This is a genomic window from Enterococcus sp. DIV1420a (genome assembly GCF_051712165.1).
Classification (GTDB): Bacteria; Bacillota; Bacilli; order Lactobacillales; family Enterococcaceae; genus Enterococcus; species Enterococcus faecalis.
Genome location: NZ_JBIOOI010000001.1, coordinates 1,486,453 through 1,506,924, shown reverse-complemented (window position 1 = coordinate 1,506,924; position 20,472 = coordinate 1,486,453). Strand labels below are relative to the sequence as shown.

Genomic DNA, 20,472 nt, shown 5'->3' with positions numbered 1-20,472 from the left:
CCAAACCTTGCTTCGTCAAGCTTCTATGTGGTTCTTTTGTAAATTTTGCTGGGTTTTCTCATCTTTATAACTTATTCAAGCGCATTGGAACATACATTTTAGTGAAAATCACAACTTCTACAATTAAGGCACCCAGAATGATCAAGCTATTTTGCAAGCTGCCTAAACGAAGGCAGACAATCCCACCAAAAATAATGGCCGCAACAGATAATGCGCCGCTAATTAACCGGCGAATTGCTGCTTGTTTTTTTTCCATTGAAATTGGATATAGCTGTGTCATCACCATATAATCAAATTGCGTGTACATGGGAATCAACTGGAACCCGATTAAATAGACAAACAATAAAGCAACTACCAACGCAATCCAGAATTCTTGTAAAAAGAAAAGTAGCACACCACCAACCAAAATCAAACGAAACAATAAGCCGCTATATTCGCTACCTCGTAAAAAGCTCCGAATGAATAAGTAAGCATACGTGTTCTCAGATGTTTTTTTGACTACTCCGAGGAGAGGATCTAAGTATTTACGACGTTTTACTGTACTACTCACTTCAGGAATATCTGTAAACAGCTGAATGAATTTATAAATTCTATGCATTCTGTTTTGTTCTTTTTGGATCATTTTTTCCCAATCCAAGAAACTCTGTTTCATCTTATTTTGCCAAATACTCGATAAACCAACGGCCAGAATGATGCCACCAATCACACCAACCCAAGGCGTCCAGTAAATGGCTCCCGTCATAATCAAGAGACTACTGATCAACCAAACGAACCACCAACTACGGTAAGTGGTTGACGAAAGATGATAGAGCCCATAGCTTTGTAAACTAAGATGTGTATAAATCATACAAACTAGCATGACCAAAAATAAAAAGAAGGTTTGAAACGACCAACCTGTTGTGACTACAATCAACGGCATCAATAGGCCACTTCCTAGAAAGCTGACCACAATCGGTAAAAGTAAAGAGTAGCGCAGCGCTCGTTTCAGATAAGCAGCGAATTGTTTTTCTTTTGGTAATAAAAAAACCTTGTCTGGCTCTTCTGTCAAAGTAGCCAACTTACCAACTTGAATGAGTAGCAGCCAGCCCAACAGAATTAACGGTCTGCCCCAAACAAAATCACGAGGTAATTCTTTTAACAACTGGGAATAGTACAGACCTAATCCGCCTAATAAAAACATACAGACTAAAACAAAATGATCATTTAAAATATAGCGCAAGTACTTGGACATTTTTTTGAAATGCCGTGACAAACGTTGACTAAAAAATTCGCCCATGTTACCCCACCTTTTCTTCCTTCGTCAAGGCAAGATAAATATCATCTAAAGAAGACTCTGGTAAATTAAATTCTGCACGTAATTCAGCCATTGTACCGTTTGCCCGTAATTTCCCTTCGTGTAGCACCACAAAGCGATCACAATATTTTTCAGCCGTTGCTAAAATATGCGTGGACATTAAAATCGCTGCCCCTTGCTTACGCATCGTATCCATTAATTCTAATAAAGCATGAATTGCTAAAGGATCTAAGCCTAGAAAAGGTTCATCAATAATATATAAACTCGGTTCAATTAAGAATGCACAAAGTACCATGACTTTTTGTTTCATGCCTTTTGAAAAATTAGCAGGAAACCATTCCAATTTATTGTCTAAGCGGAACGTTTTTAGTAATGGTTCCGCTCGTTTGAATGCTTCTTCTAATGGAATATCATAAGCCAAGGCCGTTACTTCGATATGCTCTTTCAATGTTAATTCTTCATATAAAGAAGGTGTTTCCGGAATATACCCGATTTTTTTACGATATTCTTCAGGGGCTTGTTGCAATGTTTCCCCGTCAATCATAATTTTGCCTTTTTGCGGCGTAAGTAACCCAATAATATTTTTGATGGTGGTACTTTTCCCCGCACCATTCAAGCCGATTAAACCAACCATTTCACCAGACTTGACGTCAAAATTAATATCTTTTAAGACAGGAATATGGCCGTAACCTCCTGTTAAATGTTCAATTGTTAAGCTCATTTCTTTTGCCTCCAACCTTTTCTCTCTACCATTATTAAACCCTAAGCGAACCAAGAATTCAAAAATTACTCCCTTAATTAAATGGATTTTTTTCTTTCTCTTATTATACACGAAATGAAACGAACTTTTTAGCGAACTCACGTACTTTTTCATCCACAGAGAAATAAACTTGTGGTAAAGTAAAGGAAAGAACCTAGAGAAAAGAGGAATTTTTCATGAATGATTGTATTTTTTGTAAAATTATCAACGGCGAAATCCCAAGTTATAAAGTCTATGAAGACGAGAAAGTCTACGCGTTTTTAGACATCACACAAGTGACCAAAGGACATACCTTAATGATTCCAAAACAACACGTTGCTGATATTTTTGAATATAATGACGTTTTAGCAAGCGACGTCTTTGCTCGTATTCCTAAAGTAGCACGAGCATTAGAAAAAGCTTTTCCAGAAATGGAAGGATTAAACATTTTAAATAACAATAAGGAAGTGGCTTATCAATCCGTTTTCCATTCCCACGTTCATTTGATTCCCCGTTATTCAAAAGAAGATGATTTCTCTATTCATTTTGGCAACCATCAAGAGGACTATTCCGCCGAAGCGATGCAAGAAATTGCTGAGACCATTGCAAAGCAGGTGAACTAAATGAAAAAATTTATTAAAGGCCTCTTTTTTGGCGCAGCTGCCGGTACCATTGGCGGTTTGTTGGCTGCTCCAAGAAGCGGGAAAGAAACACGCCAACATTTAATCAATGAGCTAGAAGATTATCGTTCACTGAAAAATCAAGTCACGAATGACTGGGATCAGGTGCAACGAAATTTGGCAGTTGTCGAAGAAAACGTTCCACTGGCAACTGAATTTTCAAAAGACCTGCAACAAGAAATCACTGATTTCAAATTCCAAGCGGAACCTCGGATTGCTCAAATTAAAGAACAAATTGCCAAAATTACAGCTGAATTACCTGACACACAAACCAACAAGCAAAAGTAAAGTCTTTGATGTTAATTATTTCTTTTGTTATTAAAAAAATAAAAAGTGTGACGTAAATACGAATTTTGTTTGAAACTATGCCTGAGACTCTTTCTTTTTCAAAATGAGGTATGGTATAGTTATAACAGAAATAAAACTAAAAAAAACAGGAGTGCATAAGAGAATGAAGAAAAAACTAATCTTAGCTGCAGCGGGCGCAATGGCCGTTTTTAGTTTAGCAGCGTGTTCAAGCGGTTCAAAAGATATCGCAACAATGAAAGGTTCAACAATTACTGTTGATGATTTTTATAACCAAATTAAAGAACAAAGCACGAGCCAACAAGCGTTTAGCCAAATGGTTATTTATAAAGTCTTTGAAGAAAAATATGGCGACAAAGTAACTGACAAAGCCATTCAAAAGAAATTTGATGACGCTAAAAAACAAGTGGAAGCGCAAGGCGGAAAATTCTCTGATGCACTAACACAAGCTGGTTTAACTGAAAAATCATTCAAGAAACAATTAAAACAAGCCGAAGCAATGCAAGTAGGTTTGAAAGATCATTTGAAAATTACAGATGAAGACTTAAAAACAGCTTGGGCAAGCTTCCATCCAGAAGTAGAAGCACAAATTATCCAAGTTGCTTCAGAAGATGATGCCAAAGCTGTCAAGAAAGAAATCACTGACGGCGGCGATTTCGCAAAAATTGCCAAAGACAAATCAACCGATGCTACAACGAAAAAAGACGGCGGTAAAATTAAATTTGATTCACAATCAACAACTGTTCCTGCCGAAGTTAAAGAAGCTGCCTTCAAACTAAAAGACGGCGAAGTATCAGAACCAATTGCTGCAACAAACGCACAAACGTACCAAACAACTTACTATGTAGTGAAAATGACGAAAAACAAAGCAAAAGGCAATGACATGAAACCTTATGAAAAAGAGATCAAGAAAATTGCTGAAGATACAAAATTAGCCGATCAAACATTCCAAGCAAAAGTTATTAGTGACGAATTAAAAGCGGCCAATGTGAAAATTAAAGATGATGCCTTCAAGAATGCTTTAGCAGGCTACATGCAAACTGAATCTTCAAGCGCTTCTTCAGAGAAAAAAGAATCAAAATCAAGTGATTCTAAAACAAGTGATACCAAAACAAGCGACTCTGAAAAAGCAACAGATTCTTCAAGTAAAACAACAGAATCTTCTTCTAAATAAACATACAAAAGGGAGTGGTCGATTGACCACTCCCTTTTTTTATTTATCTTTTGGAACATAGAAACTGCGGTTATCTAAACCAAAGATTCGTTCCGTATACTCCCCAGGCTGTGTTTGACGAATTGCCCCTAGCATCATTTGAATGGACGCATCCATGGTATCAATTTGATGTAAGATTTCCGCTTCCATAATTCTTGGTCGCACAGGTGAGCCATATTCCAACAATCCATGGTGGGCTAAGACCATGTGCCGAAGAACGACAACGTCTTCTTCTCGATCATCAATTTTCAAAGCCAAACACGCCTTGGTAATTTCCTCATCCACCAAAACTAAATGACCAATTAAGTTCCCTGCCACCGTATATTCTGTCGTAATAGCACCAGATAGTTCTAAAACTTTTCCTAAGTCATGTAAAATAATCCCCGCGTATAATAGTGACGTGTTAATTTCAGTATATTCCTTAGCAATTGCTTTGCCTAGGCGCAACATTGAGACAGTGTGGTAAGCTAAGCCATTCGCAAAAGCATGATGGTTCCGTTTGGCTGCAGGAAATTCATAAAATTCTTGTTGGTATTTCGTCATGAGATAGCGCACAATACGATTCCAATGAGCATTGGTAATCTCAAAAATCACTTGATTGATTTCCTCGACCATCTCTTCTTTTTTCAAAGGCGCTCGTTCCATATATAAACTTGGCTGGCTTGGTTCCTCTGCTGTCGCTAAACGCATGTGTAAAATTTTTACTTGGGGTTTGTTTTGATAAACTTCTCGTTTCCCATTCAGTAAAACAACGTTTCCCGCAGTAAATCGTGTAATTTCATCCTCAGAGGCGTCCCAATATTTTCCGTCAATCGTGCCAGATGTGTCTTGAAAGGTAAAGGCAATAAACTTTTTTCCATTTTTAGCTACACGCACATCGGCATTTTTAATTAGAACAAATGATTCAAAAAGTTCTTCTACTGTTAATTCACGTAATTTTTTCACTTGACGCTTCCTCCTTCTAACGCAATTACTCTTTGTTGTAAGTCCTGATAATAGCTTACCATTTCTTGGTCAGAAGAAAAACAAATGACTTGCTGTTTTTGACCAAACTTAGTAAATAATTCAGCTAATTGGGCTTTTCTTTGATGATCATAGTGTAACCAGCCATCATCAATGATAATTGGACAAATCAGTTGCTCGCCTTGGACTGCTAAAAAGGCAAAACGAACAGCCATCATCAATTGATCTTTAGTGCCAGTTGATAATTCATGTAAATAAAACATTTCTTGTTCTTTCGTCACCGCAACTAGTTGACCTTCGGCTACTTGGATTGATTGATAACGCTGATTTGTTAAAAGTGCAAAGTAGCTTGATGCATACTGTAATAAGCTGGGCAATTGTTGTTCCGAAAGCTCTGTTAATAGGTCCATTAGCAGTTGCCCCGCCAGTTGATACCCAGACCAACGTTGAGCTAGTTCTTTGATTTCCGCTTTTAAAATTGCTTGTCGTTGATACAACTCATCTAAGGTACCATCCGTCATTAATTGTTGTTTTTCATAAATCAACGCTTGATACTGCTCTTGTATTTTATCTAACTGGCTTTCTTCCAGTGCTTGTTGCTGCGCCAGTTGTAAAGAACGGTCTTTTAACATTGCTTCTGTTACCGCTTCTGGAAACAGATTGCCTAATTGTGTCGCTAATTCTTGCCCACGACCAACTTGAGCTTGCTGAGTGGTCAGCTGTTGAATTCTACTTGGAACATCAGCGATTGATAGAATCCGATAACGAATTAGTAAAGGCTGAATTCGTGTTAATGCTTCTTGCTGTTTAGTTTTCAACTCTCGTAACTGCTGTTTGAGATAGCCATCTGCTTGATACTCTTGAGCAAAGCGAACTTTCTCCATTTCTTCAGCAAACCCTTCTAAAAAGTGTAGCTTTTCGGAAAGGCTCTTTCCTTGCAAGGGTAAATGCGTCATCAATGGAAAGACTTGTTCTTCAAATACTTGGCGTTTTTGTTGATTTTCCTTCAATTGACTCATGAGTTCTTCATTTGTTTGAACAAGCAATAAATAGCGCGTAATCAATTCCCGCTGATTCATTAAAGTATCAATTTGTTGCATTTTTCCTAATTGATGGACTTGGGCTTGCTCCGCTACTGCTTGTTCAAGTTGTTCCACTTGCAGTTGTGCCTCACGTTCTTGATTCAGCGCCTGTTGGAACTGTTCATTTAAATAATCTAGTTGCGAAAGTTTTGTCTGCCATTCTTCTTTCACTTCATCAGAGGAAGCTTCTTTTCTAGTGGCGTAGCTAAGCACTTCTTTCGCGATAAAACTAACTCCCACGAGAACTAGGCCCCATTTTAAAGGGCTTGGCAAAAAGAAACCGAGTAATGCAAGGATACTTCCTAGCAATAACCAAAGTGGTTGACTTGTTTTCTGCGCTTTTTGGGCACGCGTCGCTTCACCAAAAAATGCGGCATGCGCTTTTTCAAAATCCGTTAACTGGTCTTCCAGATTTTCAATTTGAGAAGCCAAGAATGCTTTCTGTTCTTGTCCTTTTTGAAGAGCTTGCGTATACGCAACTTGTTGTTGGCGCCACTTTTGAACGGTTTCGTTGTCATAAAAAAGCTGTGGTGGTCGTTCAGGCGACCATGACCATTCGTTCTCTAAAAGGACCATTTCTTGACGATTTTGATCAAAGGTTTGGGTCATCCATTCCGATTCCGTCATCAATTGTTGCATATCATAGCGTTGATTCAACAATTGTTGAATCAATGCTTCTTGTTCTAGGTAAAAAGCATAGCCTTCTGGAACATCGAGCGCTTCTGACTGAAGAGATAACTCTTTGGTCAAACGTTGTCGTTCTTTGTCTAGGTACATATATTCTTGAAAGGTTTCTTCTAATTGAACTTGGTCTTCTTTTACTAAAACAACGTTCTCTGTTTCTTCAGGTAGCGACTGCCATTCTTCGTACAAGGGAAAGTGACGTTGCTGTTCCGCAACCTGTAACAAGTCCTGTTGCGTTTCTTTTAATTGCTGTTGCAGTGTCACTCGCTGTTGTTCTGTTTCGCAAATCGTTTCTTCTAATTGTTGAAAAGTTTGTTGCTGCGCTTCTTTCTCTTGAATTTGCTCTTTTAGTTCTTGATAAGCCGCCAACTTCTGATTGAGTAATGGCTGCTGTCCTTTACCTTTAAAGATTTTTTGTGCTTCTTTAAAGTACGTATTTCGGTAAGTCAAAAGTTGTTGACTACCAGAAACACCAATGGCTAACAAGGATGTTTGCAGCTCTTCTTCTGACAACTTGTCACTCGTAATTAATTGTTCTTGTTGGAAAGTAAAAACCTCTTGAAATAACTTTTTCGTTAGCGGATGTAACATTTGCTGTAAGGTTTTTTCATCCCCCATTTGTTGTTGATAATAAATGATTGCTTGCCCTTTATTTTTTTCTTTAAAACGCTCGACTTGAACTTCCCCAAACACAGGATGTGCCAACCACAAACGACCACCATACGAACCACCATTTTTAGGTGCGTAATCGCGTTTTCTTTTGCCCTTTGTGGGAAACCCAAACAGCATTGCTTGAATGAATTGATACAATGTGGACTTGCCAACTTCATTTGCGCCGTACAGCAATTGATTACCAGATTCAAATGTAATTTTCTGTTGTTGCCATTTTCCAAAGCCCACAATCTCTACTGCAAGTAATTTCATAGTGGGTCCTCCTGAATAGTAAAGTCTTCATTAATTTGCTCATGTGCTAGGCGCAAGCTCTCTAATCGCCACTGCTCATCCATTGAAAAAATTCCAGCAAATTCTGGATAACGTAACAATTCCTTGGTGGTATCTTCAAAAATAACTGGATCTAAGTATGTTTTTTCTAATGCCGTTAATAAGTTGGGACTAGCGGCTAAATAGATCGGTTCTTTCGTTGGTTCCTCTGCTTGCAATATTAGGCGATAAACAAAAAAATCACCTTGCGTTTTTTGTAAAAGCTGCTGTAAGTAGCTTAATAGTTCACCATTGACAATGGCTTGCACCACGGTCACATCCAAATGTTGCGTTTCTTTCAGTGTCAACGCCATCAATTGCTGTTGCTGATGCGCATGCCACTTCGTCAGCAAACTGGTTTCAAGATAAGACAAAACGCTTTGGGTGTCACGGCATTGCGCCAGAGATACTTCTTCATTCGTCCAATCTATTTCTGCGACTTTTTCAAATTGAACAGTCGCTTGATTTTGGGAAAGTGTGACCACTGCAACCCCTTGTAAAGACTGTTCTTTTTTCGTGTGTCCTTGAGGTGTTCCAGGATAAACAATTAGCGGTTGTTCACTAACAATTTGCGGCTGATGAATATGGCCCAATGCCCAATAATTATAGCCAGTGGCTTTTAAATCCTTCCATGTAAACGGAGCATAATTTTGTTGCGCTTTCCGACTGATGTCTCCATGATAAATCCCAATATGAATGTCAGATTCTGCTTGTTTGATAGGAAATTCTAGTGCTTTATTTTCATCAATCCAAGGATGCTCATAACTAAACCCTGAAACAGCCACTTGTTCGCCCGCTTTCGTTTCAAAATACAGTGTCTCAACCATTTCTTTTTCAAATAAAAAGACATTGTCCGGAAAAGAAAACCAATAGCGGTCTTTTTTATAGTAATCATGATTCCCAAATGTTAGAATCACGGGGATTTCTGCTTGTTTCAACTGTTCTAATGCGGCCATCAATTGGGCTTGCATTGAAATAGAGGTCTGACTTTGATGAAACGTATCTCCTGCAAAAATAACCAAGTCCACCGCTTCTCGAATAGCAACTGTTACGATATTCATTAACAATTGTTGATTAGCTTCTCTTAAGCGCTTCGCTAAGGCTGTCGGGATCCCAGTTAAACCTTCAAAAGACCGATCCATGTGTAAATCAGCTGTATGCAATAGTTTCATCGTTTCCCCTCCTTTTCTCCTCCCTTTATCATATCATTTTCTGCCAGCTTGGTCAGTAAAAACATACGAAAATTTGTTCGTTTTTTCAATAAAAAAAGAATCAGGTTAACTGATTCTGTCGAAAAAGCAAGTATTTAGATTGTCCGTTTCTTCTTATATTCATAAAAGTAAAATAGCTATAATTGGTAAGAATAATAAGTGAAAATTTTTATAAATGATTTCAAATTTAGGATTACTCTAAAAACAGGTACTAAAGTAGTCCTTTCTATAAGTTCAAATACTGAATATTGAATCAAATTTATTAAAAAAATCATTTTGGTTTTTAGGTAAATTATTGCTTAAATATCTATAATAAATACAGAATTCTTCTGAATCAACAGGTACCTCAAAGTTCACCAAATTTTCTAAATTTATCTCTCTCAATAGATTTTTAGAAAGAACCAAGATATTAAAATTGTCACTAATTTTTTCATTACTATATATTGCTCTTATTTTTATCTTCTCTTTCACATAGCTGTCATCTGCCTGATCCTCTATCACGCCTACAATTGAATTAGTTCTTACAGGGGGATCAAAATATTTAAAATTATCTCCTTTACATATGGCTAGACCTTCTCCTATACTGACTACTCTATGTGCAAAAAAGTTGTTGTATAGACTTTTTATTACAACAAATTTACCTGTACTTATTTCAAAGTTACTACATTGTGCTACTAAAATATCTCCCTCTTTATATGTTGGCAACATAGATACTCCTTCTGCAACAAACCTCATTGCCTCATCACCACCACATCATATTTCAATAGCTCTTCTATAAATGCCTTAATTTGTTCTCTTACTATATACATATTTTGATTATCTGTATCAAATTCTTTAGATAACCTAGACACAGCTTCATCAATATTCTTAAATTTTTTAGCTTCGATTCTATGAAAAATAAATATTGAAGTTTTATCTTCAAGCATAAAGCCATCCTCATTTAATGATATAACTAAAAACTCTCCTTTGTCTTCATAATTAATTTTTTCATTAATACTAAGCATGCTCTTTACCTCCATATACAAATTGATACATTTGTTCCAAAATCATTCCTTTGATTATTTTGCATTCCTCATTATTGATTACATTCGAAGAATCATCCTTTGACTTTGAATAATAATGATTTGCTCTACACGAGCCTCCACAAAGCAGTTTGAATGAACAATTTTTACACGGTTCCATACCAAGGGACGAATAAGAGAAGTGATCAATTTTTTTATTCTTAAAAATATAGTCTAGCGGTTCGGCTCTAACATTCCCTAAGTAAAAATCTTTTTGATCCAATAACTTACAAGTATAGACATTTCCCATGGGATCAATTGAAAATTCTCCGATACCTTGACCACAATGAACTTTAATTGTAAATGGATTTAAAGCTTTCTTGTATTTCATCGCAATCCGATCAATCTCTTTTCTTTCATCTTTTGTAAGAGAAATATCGTCAAATCCTCTACCCAATTTACAAAAAGTTCCAATATTTAAGTTTATTTTATGAGATTTTGCAAAGGTAACCATTGTATCAATGTCAGCAATATTATTTTTAGTAATTGTTTGATTAATGGCTAAATTTTTAAAGTTAAGTTTTATTAGATTCTCTAAAGCCTTTGTAGCAACTTTAAAGCATCCTCTTCCTCTATTGTCATCATTGTTATTTTCATTTAAAGAGTCTAAACTGATTGTAATTTTGTAACAACGTTCAGATAAAAACTTAGCTTGTTTGATGTTATAGGCTACTTTACCATTGGATATTAAGTTGCAGATAAATCCTTTTTTATATGCATTATCTAATATCTTATAGAAGTTCTTTTTTAAACCAACTTCTCCACCTGTAAAAACAATTTTTTTTACTCCAGCTACCTTTAACTGTTTAAAAATCTTATCATACTCTTCGTAATCTAATTCTCTACGTAGCTTTTTACCTGGACCTGCTTCAGCATAACAATAGGTACATTTTAAATTACATTCTTCGGTTACAACAATATATACCGTGCGTGGAATAGAGAAATTTTCTATTAATTTATGAAAATTCTCCTCTACTTCCAAGTCAGTGAAATCAAAGATTCTATACAATTCTATTTTTCTTAATAAGTCTTTTGAGATATCATGTCTATTTCTAGTTTTTAGATATTTTTCGAGAATAGGAAGTTCATTTTCTTCTATACCAATCCAACTACTAATAATTGGATTATGTACTATAACCTTGTTTCTATAAAAATAAAATTTTAACAAAAATTATCCTTCCCTTCTTTGTATACCTGAGAGCATTTAAACTTAAGCGTACATTATTAATTAAAGTTAGAAAATTTAAGGAGCTAAGATTTATCGTTTCGTAATATTAAATGAAAAATTTGATTAAGTTACATTTATTTATTCAAAATTGTTTTTTAAGTTCCAGTACCTACAAGGATTCCACACATACAGCCTAATTGAATTGTTTTGCCAATTTTTTTCAATTCTGGTTTATTAAATTTCATAGAAAATTCCTCCTCTCCTAAATAATCAGCTCCTTAAATATATTTCAAATAATACATGCTTTTCCTCATAAGGTCAAATATTTTCCTCTTTATTCAATATATTTTAGGAAAAACAGCGAAAATATTGATATCTATTATGAAATTATATACAATGTGTTTAAGTACGAAAGGGGAGTTGCAAATCATGGAAAAGATTATGAAAAAAAATAAAAAATTTGTTTTTCTAGTTAGTTTGACTGCTATAGTCACCACATTAACCTCTTTAATTGCACCAATTATCATTCAATATCTAACAAATAAAAAAAACCTTAATTCACAGGCAATGATCTATATTTTCTTAGCCATGTTATTGTCTTTAGTAATACAATTAGTTATCATGGTTTATAAAGAAAATTTTGCTGCAAGATTCAATTCCAATTACTTATTTACTCTAATTAATAAAATGATACACCTTAAGTATGACTCTTACATTACTCTTGAGCCAACCTATTTGATTAATCGTATTTTTAGTGCTGTGGATGCACTTTATTTATTTTTGATATCTAGCTTCAGTGTGACAATTAAATCAATTTTCACTATCCTTTTATCTTTACTTATGGTCAGTTATCTTTCTATTGAAATTGTTTTATTCATGGTTTTATTGATTCCTTTAAACTATTTTGGATTTAAGTATATAAATAAAAAATTAAAAGTTCGAATGGAAAACATGCAAAAAAATGCAGCTGTTGCAAACAAAAATTTAATTTCTACGTTATCAAATCAAGATGCTGTTAAAGCCGGTATTTCAGCTGAAATATTAGAAAATTTACTCTACGAAAAAATCAATTTAATGTATCAATCCGTAGCTAGTACTAATAAATTCGCTCAAAGTACTAGTAGTATTGTTGCTTTTATTAATCAAAGTTTCCAAACTTTTGTTTATATTCGAACAAGTATGTTAATTGCGGCAGATAACTTGCCCATTTCCAGTCTAATTATATTAAGTATCCTTTTGCCTTTGTTTTTTTCCTCTTTGAGTGAATTATCTAAAGTTACTATCGATTTAAATACTTTAACAACAGCAAATACATTTATAAAAGATAGTTTAGACAAAAATATAGAAAGAGATGGTGACATAGATATAGATGCTATTGCAAGCATCCAGTTATTTTTTCCAACATTCGAGATAGACGGCAACCAATTTCAATACAGGATCCAAGAAAACCTACAAAATGGGGATCGAGTTTATTTAACGGGAAAATCTGGAAGTGGTAAATCATCTTTATTAAAACTATTACTAAAGTTTCGAGAATCAGCAGGAATTATGATTAACGATTTACCAATCAATGCAATAAATAATAAAAGCTTGAGAAACAAAATTGCCTATTTGGCACAAGAACCAACAATACTCACAGAAACTTTAGAAAAAAATATTGGTATGGGAACGCCTCTATCCTATGAACAAAAACAACTTATTTTAAATACAGGCATTCTTAATCCTATTTTGAAAACTAAGGACTGGGAAACTGTTTTAACTGAAAACGGCAGTAATTTATCTGGTGGAGAAAAACAAAGAATTGCAGTTGCAAGACTTATTTTAGCGGATGCCGATGTTTATATTTTAGACGAGAGTACCAGTAATATTGACGAAGAATCCAGTCAAGCAATCTTTGAAACATTATTAGAATGTGTCAAAGATAAAATATTCATCTTTACCTCTCATGATAAAAAAAATAGTCAATACGCTAATAAAATTATAAATATTTAAAGGAGACTTCTAAATATGTTGTCTGTAGAACAATTAGCCCAAGAATTAAATGTGACCACAAGAACCATTCGAAATTATTTGAAAGAAGGAAAAATAAAAGGAACAAAAATTGGTGGACAATGGCGTTTCTCAGAACGAGATATTTATGATTTTTTAGGAAAATCAGATGATATCATTGTAAAGAACACCGCTATCGAATCTTATGTGAAAGATGTTCCACAAAACAATGAAGGCCTTGTAACATTGACTTTCTCACTTAACACAGAAAGTGATATTGAATTCGTTAAAAATAAAATACTAAAACATTTCAACTCTGTTTACGGTAGTAATCAGCAAAACAAAAGTTTTGAATATCAGCTTTTGCCTAGAAACCTTGTTAGAATTACCTTAATTGGCCCTCATGCTTACATTTTAAATTTCGGAAACTGGCTAACAAACTTTATAGAATTATCGATTCAAAATTACCAAGAGTAGCTAGCTATTCACAAAATTAAATAATAAGAAAACCCCAGAGAAGCAAGTGCTTCTCTGGGGTTTTCTTATTAATCGTTATACATATCACGCACAGGCGTCATGATAATTCGGTTTAAATCATTGACAACTAAGCTAAACGCTTGTTCTTTTTGCATTAATTCGTTGATAACTGCTGTTTCTTGCACTTTCGTTGCAATGCTTTGTGCTTTTTCAGCATCTTCATCCGTGAATTCTTCGCCGCGCATTTGTTTTTCTTGAAGTCCTTGTTGGAATCCTTGGAATTCTTTAAACAATGTGTAAGCTGCTTCGTCTGCTTTTACTTCTTCATACGCTGCTTGTAATGCTTTAAATTCGTCTAACTCACGTAGTTCACGTTCAATCTGATTGGCTGTATCATAAATGTTACTCAATGGAATCCCTCTTTTCTCAATAGTTTCATCTTTATTGTACCATTTCTCTTAGGTTTTCCCAACTAATTTCCTAATAAGCCTCCGAAAATTCCTTCAATCTTGTCTTTGACTTTTTTCGCGCCGTCTTTAATTTGTCCCCCAACTTCATTCAATGTATCTCCGAAATTGCTAGCGCCATCTTGAACAGAGTTTCCAAAGTCTTTTAAGTTATCCCGCCAATTAGAATTGGCACCACCGGTTAAACTATCGTTGCTATCAACAACTTTCCCACCTGTGGCATAAGCATCCGCGACAGGAAATTGTGCTTGTTTGACTTGTGGCAAGATGCCACTGGCTTGACTGTTGAACACTTGTGAGGCATACGTAGCGCTACTGCCTTCCAAATAATGGGTTTTACTGGTTTCTTGGAAGCCTAACCAAGTAGCAATGACAACTTCTGGTGTATAACCAATCACCCACTGATCGTTCGTTTTACTACTATCGAAGTTGGTTTCTGTCGTACCTGTTTTACCAGCCATTACGTAGCCTGCTGGTTGTGCGTTGACCCCGCTCCCAGAACTAAAGACCCCTAGTAACATACTTGTAATCCCGTCTGCAACATCTTTGGTAATGACTTGTTCTTTCTTGACTTTAGTATTATCAACTACAATTGCGCCAGTTGAGTCGACGATTTTTGTAATTAAATGCGTTTCAGTTTTATAGCCTTCATTGGCAAAGGCACTATAAGCTCCCGCCATAGTTAGTGGCGAAACACCCGTTTGTAATCCTCCAAGGGCTAAACCATAGTACCGATCTTTTTCTGATAACGGAATGCCAAATTTCTCTGTTTTTTCATAGCCTTTATCTAAACCAATTTGATGTAATAACCACACCGCTGGTAAATTTAAGCTTTCTCCTAAGGCTTGGTACATAGGAACTTCTCCACTGTACGTTCGGCTATAGTTTTGCGCTGGATAATAATCTTGTGGTTTATCTTCTAAAACAGAGTCTGGTTTATAGCCAGCCTCTAAAGCTGGTGTATAGACAGAAATTGGTTTTAAGGATGAGCCTGGTGAACGTTTTGTTTGCGTTGCAAAGTTAAAGCCTCGATAAACGTGTTCCCCTCGACCGCCCACCAGTGCTTGCACGCCGCCGGTTTTCGGATCAATGGCTACAGAGCCACTTTGAACCATGGCACCATCTTCTGCATTGGGTGGAAATAGTGCATCATTTTTATAAGTTGCATCCATCGCATCTTGATACCCCTGATTTAAAGAAGTGTAAATCTTGTAGCCTTTATTTAAAATATCTTCTTCTTTAAATTTATAACGATTGACCGCTTCATCAATTACCGCATCAAAATAATATGGATATTTGTAACTATTTTCGTCGCCAACATAGGTGTCATTTAATAGACTCGCTAAGTTAACACTCGCTTCTTGATTGGCTTCTTCTTGAGACAGTTTTTTATTGTCGACCATAAGTTGTAAAACGGTATTCCGTCGCGCTGTGGCATTGTCAATGTAATCAATTGGGTTATAGATTCCTGGCCCTTTTAACATGCCCGCTAGCGTTGCGGCTTCCCCCACTGTAACTTGGGACGCATCCACGCCAAAGTATTTACGAGCTGCATCTTGCACGCCCCAGACACCATTACCAAAATAAGAATTATTTAAATACATTGCTAAGATATCTTTTTTCGAATATTTCTTTTCGATTTCAATCGCTAAGAATAATTCTCTGGCTTTCCTATCTAACGTTTGCTCTTGCGTTAAGTAAGCATTTTTGGCTAATTGCTGCGTAATTGTACTTCCGCCACCACCGCCACCGATTTTCCCGAAGGTCAATTTCCCAACAACCGCACGGGCAATTCCTTTGATGGAATACCCTTTATGTTGATAAAACCCGCGATCTTCAGTTGAAATAACCGCATCTTGAATATAAGGAGAAATATTATCCAGTTCCACAAAAGTCCCTTTTTGTCCGAATAATTTTCCGACTTCTTTTCCTGATTCATCATAAACGCGTGTTGATTCACTTAGCCCCGATTTTAGGGTCTCAACGTTTGCGGACTTGGCTAAGTAAAATAAATAAATACTGGCACCTAAAGCGACTACCAAACCAATTAACAAGAAAATTTTATTGATTTGATACTTTTTCCAAATCCGCTTTCTGGCTTGATGGAATTGTATTAAATAAGGCTTTATCCACGTCCAAAAATGACGTAATCCGACACCGACTTTACTAAAAAATTGTTTAAGATTGTCCATAGTACTCCCTCTGTTTACGTTTCTTGGCTAAGTCTACCATATTCTTGCAGGTACGACCTAGGTCTAAAGCATGAAAAATTCTTGAAAAACAATTTCAATGGTCTTTTCGCTGTAGCAAAGGAAATATGGCCTTCACTAGAGGTAAATAATTGCTTACGCTTAGAAACGAGTCTTTATTTAGCCTCTATTCTATCATGCTTTTCTTCGTTTTTTATGTAAATTTGTTTAAGAATCTCTCAAGGAACTGCCTTTCTAACAAATTTCAGCTTTTTTTCCGTTCTGACTTGACCTTTTGAGTAGCTTTGTTACACTAAATAGCGAATCAGTGAAAGGTGGGATTTGGTGGAATATTCAATGAGATTACCTGAAAATTTTTCAACAATGACTGTAAAAGAACTATTAGAAAATGAGTGGCTAGTCCCTCGAAAAGTGCGCCATTTTTTACGCACGCGAAAAAATGTCAAAATCAACGGAGAAACAGCTGCTTTTCATTTTCCAGTCCAAGCTGGCGATTGTGTCACCTTAACGTTTGAAGAAACCGATTATGTGCGTCCCACTATTCATTTGGGGGAAGCAACGCGTGTGACGGTTTTATATGAAGACGAACATTTAATGATTGTAAATAAACCTTATGGCATTAAAACCCATCCAAATCAGCCACAGGAAACAGACACCTTGTTAAATCATGTTGCTGCCTATTTAGCCGAGAAAAATCAGGTCCCTTATGTCATTCATCGATTAGATAAAGAAACCAGTGGTGCGATTGTCTTTGCTAAAAATCCTTTTGTCTTACCTATTTTAGGGCGTTTATTAGAAACAAAACAAATTTACCGCCAATATCAAGCGATTGTGGCTGGTCACTTTAACCAAAAAGAGCAGACAATCAATCAGCCGATCGGTCGTGATCGACATGATCGCCGGAAACGACGGATTGATCCTCAAAAAGGGGATTCAGCGATTACACATGTCCAAGTGGTCAAAGCTCTTTCTAATAATCAAACCGCAGTTACCTGTGTTTTAGAAACAGGTCGGACGCACCAAATTCGGGTCCATTTAGCTAGCGAAGGGCATCCAATTATTGGTGATCCGTTATACAACCCAAAATCGCAGGCAGCTCGTTTAATGCTCCATGCTTCACAACTTCATTTACTCCATCCGTTTACAAAAAAACAAATCGTTGTGACTGCAGCGCCTGGCCTATGGTAAAAAAACAGAAGAAATCGGACGGTAACCGCCGATTTCTTCTGCTTTTTTTATTTTACCGCACATTCACTGTTGAGAACGGCATATCTGCGTTTGCTCAGTGTCTTGGTGTTAAACAGTTCCTGAGCTAACTCTCAGCCTTAATCATTTGTAGCCACTCTTTTTGTAAAATTCCGTAATTGTAGATATCCAGCCATTGGCCATCTTGAAATAACGCTTCTCTATCAATTCCTTCTTTTTTGAAGCCTACTTTTTCATAAACATGAATCGCTTTTTGATTGTTACTATTGACAGCTAATCTGATTTTGTGCAAGCCCAATTCATAAAAAGCAAATTTACAAATTAAAGACACCGCCTCAAAGCCATATCCTTGACCACGTTGCTCTTTTTGTAAAATAGCAATCCCTAAATTGGCCCCTCTATTTTTCAACTGTACATCAGACAACGAAACCCAACCAATAAATTCCTCTGTCGTATTTTCTAAAATAGCAAATAGAAATCGATCATCTTCTCCTTTATTAATTGTGAAATCTTTCCATTCTTCAAGCCCCCACGGATGTAAAGCATCCCAGCTCAAATGCCGAAGCAATTCATTATCCCATTGCTGCTTTGCAATATGTTCGATATATTCTTCTCTAAAATGAGAAAAGCCAACGTGTTTTCCTTTTAAAACATTTTCCATAAGAACACCTTTAATTTCCTAGATTATTTTTCTATTTGCTGACTATCTATTTCCTCGTATTTTTGTAAAAAAGTGGCAATTTTTTCGATGACACACGCATTTTTATCGCTTTGGTCATTCTCTACCTGAAGAACAAGCAACGGTTCATGCAGACTTAAGCGTAGTAAAAACCACCCACTGCCATATTGACCAGACACGTTTCCCCGAACACCTTCTTGGTTTTCACGGTCCACAGCAAAGTCTGCTTGATTTTCTACAAACAATTCAAAGTCTCGCAAGACTTGTTGCCCATAACAAGTAACATCCTCCGCAGTAATTTTGAAGCGAAATTCGTTGGTTTCTGCCGGTTGCTTCAATGTAGCAATCAGATCTCCTAACGTTTGATTATTTTGTTTCAATTCTGGTAACAACATTAAAATTTTCGCCACGACATATGCACCATCATCCAGATTGTAGTTTTCTTGAAACGCTGCATGACCACTGGTTTCAATGGCTAACGGTGTCTGAAAGCCCCCATGATTCAATTCAATCATTTTATTAATGACATTTCGGTAACCAGAAATATAACGAATCTGTTGGCCGCCTTTTTCTTCAATAAATGTTTTTAAATGACTTGAGGTTGGCGAATTTGTCACAATATAACTACCAGGCGCTTCTTTTAAAACGATTGCCGCTAAAACAGCAATTAAATTATTTCGGTTTAGTACCTCACCTGATTGGTCCACCACGGCCGAACGATCTACATCTGTATCAAAAATAATGCCCAAATCTGCTTGATTAGCTAAAACAGCCGTTTGAATACTTTTCATTGCTTCAGAATTATCTGGATTAGGTACATGATTAGGAAAATGCCCATCTGGTTCTAAAAACTGTGATCCCGTCGTATCAGCGCCCAAAACTTGAAGAACCTGCTCCGCAAAGAAGCCCCCAGCCCCATTACCCGCATCAACGATAATTCGAAAGCCCTGTAAAGGTTTCTCTTCTGGCGAATGAATTCCTTGGCGGATTTTTGCCACCAAATGCTCCGCATAAATTGGCAGTAACTCTTGCTTCATCAGTGTGCCATTTTCATTGGCTGTCAGCGGATCAGTATGAGATAAAATATACCGAATATCTTCTTTCTCTGCTCCACCTTCTGCTGTGAAGAACTTCAAGCCATTAAAGTAGTAAGGCAAATGGCTAGCTGTGATCATAATCGTTGCATCACATTGAAGCGTTGGAAATTGAGTAGCCATAAACATAGCAGGCGTCGTAGCTAAACCAACGTCAATCACCTGAATACCTAATGAAAGAAACGTATCTACTAATACTTGCTTAATCGGCTCCGCCGTTAGACGACTATCATGTCCGATTGCAATTGTCAGGCGCTGTTGTGCCTTTCGTGGCAGCTGTTTTTTATCCTGTAACCAACGAACCACGCCCACCGCAATTTCGGCTACTGCTGTTGCGGTTAATGTTGCAGTTTGCTCTTCCGTATCCAAAGCAATTCCCCGAATATCCGAACCATTTTGTAGCGCTTTCAATTCTACCAAGAAAAAAACTCCCTTCTATTGATGCTTTCAATTTTAAAAAATCATATTTTCGATACGTTCGATAAAGTGTTCCGCATCCTCTTCTGAACGTGTAATCACAATAATCGTATCCGCACCAGCCACTGTACCCGCCACTTCTGGATAAGCTACTTCATCTAAAAAGTTACTCACCACATCGGCATTTCCCATCTCTGTATGCAAGATGACAATAAATTGTACTCGCTCCATTCGAACAACTGAATCTTTTACTGATTCTCGTAATTTCTCTTCACTGCTTGTGCCTTGTGCTTGAGAAAAAATTGCATATTTGACACGACCATCTGCACCATGTGTTTTAACAATACTCATTTCACGGATATCTCTTGAAACAGTCGCTTGAGTGGCTCGGACGCCAAGTTCTTCCAAACGAGTGATTAATTCATCTTGTGTTTCAATTTCTTGTTGCATAATTAATTGTTTAATCAAACGTTGACGTTCTGCTTTTTTCATATAGACCACTCCTCTCCATTCATTTCTTTTATTATATCCAAAAATGAGCAAAAATACAG

Annotated in this window: 19 protein-coding genes; 6 read left to right on the top strand and 13 right to left on the bottom strand. The window is 36.4% G+C overall.

Annotation, left to right across the window (positions count from 1 at the left end; all coding sequences use genetic code 11):
- Positions 1-64: 64 nt before the first annotated feature.
- Entirely contained in the window at positions 65-1,276 is a 1,212-nt protein-coding gene (locus IGI80_RS07650; RefSeq protein WP_438723177.1) for an ABC transporter permease, read from the bottom strand.
- Between the two features lies 1 nt (position 1,277).
- Entirely contained in the window at positions 1,278-2,015 is a 738-nt protein-coding gene (locus IGI80_RS07645) for an ABC transporter ATP-binding protein (RefSeq protein ID WP_002363160.1), read from the bottom strand.
- Between the two features lie 215 nt (positions 2,016-2,230).
- Here IGI80_RS07645 and IGI80_RS07640 point away from each other — a divergent pair, with 215 nt between their 5' ends.
- From IGI80_RS07640 to IGI80_RS07630, 3 genes are all read left to right on the top strand, one after another.
- Positions 2,231-2,656, top strand: a complete 426-nt coding sequence (locus IGI80_RS07640; RefSeq protein WP_002355527.1) for an HIT family protein — start codon at positions 2,231-2,233, stop codon at positions 2,654-2,656.
- Positions 2,657-3,001 (top strand): YtxH domain-containing protein, encoded by a 345-nt coding sequence (locus IGI80_RS07635; protein WP_002355526.1) that lies wholly within the window; start codon positions 2,657-2,659, stop codon positions 2,999-3,001.
- A gap of 163 nt (positions 3,002-3,164) precedes the next feature.
- Positions 3,165-4,193, top strand: a complete 1,029-nt coding sequence (locus IGI80_RS07630; protein WP_010824413.1) for a peptidylprolyl isomerase — start codon at positions 3,165-3,167, stop codon at positions 4,191-4,193.
- Positions 4,194-4,232: 39 nt separating this feature from the next.
- Here the strand turns inward: IGI80_RS07630 and IGI80_RS07625 are convergent, their stop codons facing one another.
- From IGI80_RS07625 to IGI80_RS07600, 6 genes are all read right to left on the bottom strand, one after another.
- A complete protein-coding gene (locus IGI80_RS07625; RefSeq protein WP_002373338.1) occupies positions 4,233-5,177 on the bottom strand; it encodes a 3'-5' exoribonuclease YhaM family protein in 945 nt (314 codons plus the stop codon).
- Complete coding sequence (locus IGI80_RS07620; protein ID WP_438723175.1) at positions 5,174-7,885, bottom strand: ATP-binding protein; 2,712 nt, start codon at positions 7,883-7,885, stop codon at positions 5,174-5,176. The genes IGI80_RS07625 and IGI80_RS07620 overlap by 4 nt, the downstream gene beginning before the upstream one ends.
- The gene (locus IGI80_RS07615) at positions 7,882-9,114 is read right to left on the bottom strand and encodes a metallophosphoesterase (protein ID WP_438723174.1); all 1,233 of its coding nucleotides are present in this window, start codon (positions 9,112-9,114) and stop codon (positions 7,882-7,884) included. Before IGI80_RS07615 ends, IGI80_RS07620 begins: the two co-directional genes overlap by 4 nt.
- Positions 9,115-9,387: 273 nt before the next feature.
- Positions 9,388-9,888, bottom strand: coding sequence for a S24/S26 family peptidase (locus IGI80_RS07610; RefSeq protein WP_438723173.1), 501 nt, complete (start codon positions 9,886-9,888; stop codon positions 9,388-9,390).
- Positions 9,885-10,157: a hypothetical protein gene (locus tag IGI80_RS07605; RefSeq protein WP_002368006.1), complete on the bottom strand. Its 273-nt coding sequence runs from the start codon at positions 10,155-10,157 to the stop codon at positions 9,885-9,887. Before IGI80_RS07605 ends, IGI80_RS07610 begins: the two co-directional genes overlap by 4 nt.
- A complete protein-coding gene (locus IGI80_RS07600) occupies positions 10,150-11,382 on the bottom strand; it encodes a radical SAM protein (RefSeq protein ID WP_430394769.1) in 1,233 nt (410 codons plus the stop codon). Before IGI80_RS07600 ends, IGI80_RS07605 begins: the two co-directional genes overlap by 8 nt.
- A 429-nt stretch (positions 11,383-11,811) precedes the next feature.
- On the opposite strand from IGI80_RS07600, the gene IGI80_RS07595 reads away from it, so the two are divergent.
- Both IGI80_RS07595 and IGI80_RS07590 read left to right on the top strand, forming a co-directional pair.
- Positions 11,812-13,374: an ATP-binding cassette domain-containing protein gene (locus IGI80_RS07595; protein WP_010713899.1), complete on the top strand. Its 1,563-nt coding sequence runs from the start codon at positions 11,812-11,814 to the stop codon at positions 13,372-13,374.
- A 15-nt stretch (positions 13,375-13,389) separates the two neighbouring features.
- The gene (locus tag IGI80_RS07590) at positions 13,390-13,848 is read left to right on the top strand and encodes a helix-turn-helix domain-containing protein (RefSeq protein WP_002368000.1); all 459 of its coding nucleotides are present in this window, start codon (positions 13,390-13,392) and stop codon (positions 13,846-13,848) included.
- 68 nt (positions 13,849-13,916) lie between these two features.
- Here IGI80_RS07590 and IGI80_RS07585 read toward each other — a convergent pair whose 3' ends face one another.
- Together IGI80_RS07585 and IGI80_RS07580 are read right to left on the bottom strand one after the other, a co-directional pair.
- A complete protein-coding gene (locus tag IGI80_RS07585) occupies positions 13,917-14,258 on the bottom strand; it encodes a YlbF family regulator (RefSeq protein WP_002355518.1) in 342 nt (113 codons plus the stop codon).
- A 62-nt stretch (positions 14,259-14,320) separates the two neighbouring features.
- Positions 14,321-16,507, bottom strand: a complete 2,187-nt coding sequence (locus tag IGI80_RS07580; RefSeq protein WP_002366159.1) for a PBP1A family penicillin-binding protein — start codon at positions 16,505-16,507, stop codon at positions 14,321-14,323.
- Between the two features lie 342 nt (positions 16,508-16,849).
- Between IGI80_RS07580 and IGI80_RS07575 the strand changes: the two genes are divergently transcribed.
- Positions 16,850-17,713 (top strand): RluA family pseudouridine synthase, encoded by an 864-nt coding sequence (locus tag IGI80_RS07575; RefSeq protein WP_438723172.1) that lies wholly within the window; start codon positions 16,850-16,852, stop codon positions 17,711-17,713.
- A 124-nt stretch (positions 17,714-17,837) separates the two neighbouring features.
- Here IGI80_RS07575 and IGI80_RS07570 read toward each other — a convergent pair whose 3' ends face one another.
- The 3 genes from IGI80_RS07570 to argR are packed head-to-tail and all read right to left on the bottom strand — an operon-like array spanning position 17,838 to position 20,413.
- The gene (locus IGI80_RS07570; RefSeq protein ID WP_002398141.1) at positions 17,838-18,392 is read right to left on the bottom strand and encodes a GNAT family N-acetyltransferase; all 555 of its coding nucleotides are present in this window, start codon (positions 18,390-18,392) and stop codon (positions 17,838-17,840) included.
- Between the two features lie 23 nt (positions 18,393-18,415).
- The gene (locus IGI80_RS07565; RefSeq protein WP_438723171.1) at positions 18,416-19,924 is read right to left on the bottom strand and encodes a phosphomannomutase/phosphoglucomutase; all 1,509 of its coding nucleotides are present in this window, start codon (positions 19,922-19,924) and stop codon (positions 18,416-18,418) included.
- 33 nt (positions 19,925-19,957) lie between these two features.
- Entirely contained in the window at positions 19,958-20,413 is a 456-nt protein-coding gene (gene argR, locus IGI80_RS07560; RefSeq protein ID WP_002355509.1) for an arginine repressor, read from the bottom strand.
- Positions 20,414-20,472: the final 59 nt, after the last annotated feature.

What these genes read in the sequence shown, in the direction of transcription:
- IGI80_RS07570 (WP_002398141.1), bottom strand. Translation starts at nt 18,392, where the DNA reads ATGGAAAATGTTTTAAAAGGAAAACACGTTGGCTTTTCTCATTTTAGA.
- IGI80_RS07590 (WP_002368000.1), top strand. Translation starts at nt 13,390, where the DNA reads ATGTTGTCTGTAGAACAATTAGCCCAAGAATTAAATGTGACCACAAGA.
- IGI80_RS07645 (WP_002363160.1), bottom strand. Translation starts at nt 2,015, where the DNA reads ATGAGCTTAACAATTGAACATTTAACAGGAGGTTACGGCCATATTCCT.
- IGI80_RS07615 (WP_438723174.1), bottom strand. Translation starts at nt 9,114, where the DNA reads ATGAAACTATTGCATACAGCTGATTTACACATGGATCGGTCTTTTGAA.
- IGI80_RS07650 (WP_438723177.1), bottom strand. Translation starts at nt 1,276, where the DNA reads ATGGGCGAATTTTTTAGTCAACGTTTGTCACGGCATTTCAAAAAAATG.
- IGI80_RS07605 (WP_002368006.1), bottom strand. Translation starts at nt 10,157, where the DNA reads ATGCTTAGTATTAATGAAAAAATTAATTATGAAGACAAAGGAGAGTTT.
- IGI80_RS07630 (WP_010824413.1), top strand. Translation starts at nt 3,165, where the DNA reads ATGAAGAAAAAACTAATCTTAGCTGCAGCGGGCGCAATGGCCGTTTTT.
- IGI80_RS07595 (WP_010713899.1), top strand. Translation starts at nt 11,812, where the DNA reads ATGGAAAAGATTATGAAAAAAAATAAAAAATTTGTTTTTCTAGTTAGT.
- IGI80_RS07610 (WP_438723173.1), bottom strand. Translation starts at nt 9,888, where the DNA reads ATGAGGTTTGTTGCAGAAGGAGTATCTATGTTGCCAACATATAAAGAG.
- IGI80_RS07635 (WP_002355526.1), top strand. Translation starts at nt 2,657, where the DNA reads ATGAAAAAATTTATTAAAGGCCTCTTTTTTGGCGCAGCTGCCGGTACC.
- IGI80_RS07620 (WP_438723175.1), bottom strand. Translation starts at nt 7,885, where the DNA reads ATGAAATTACTTGCAGTAGAGATTGTGGGCTTTGGAAAATGGCAACAA.
- IGI80_RS07580 (WP_002366159.1), bottom strand. Translation starts at nt 16,507, where the DNA reads ATGGACAATCTTAAACAATTTTTTAGTAAAGTCGGTGTCGGATTACGT.
- IGI80_RS07640 (WP_002355527.1), top strand. Translation starts at nt 2,231, where the DNA reads ATGAATGATTGTATTTTTTGTAAAATTATCAACGGCGAAATCCCAAGT.
- argR (WP_002355509.1), bottom strand. Translation starts at nt 20,413, where the DNA reads ATGAAAAAAGCAGAACGTCAACGTTTGATTAAACAATTAATTATGCAA.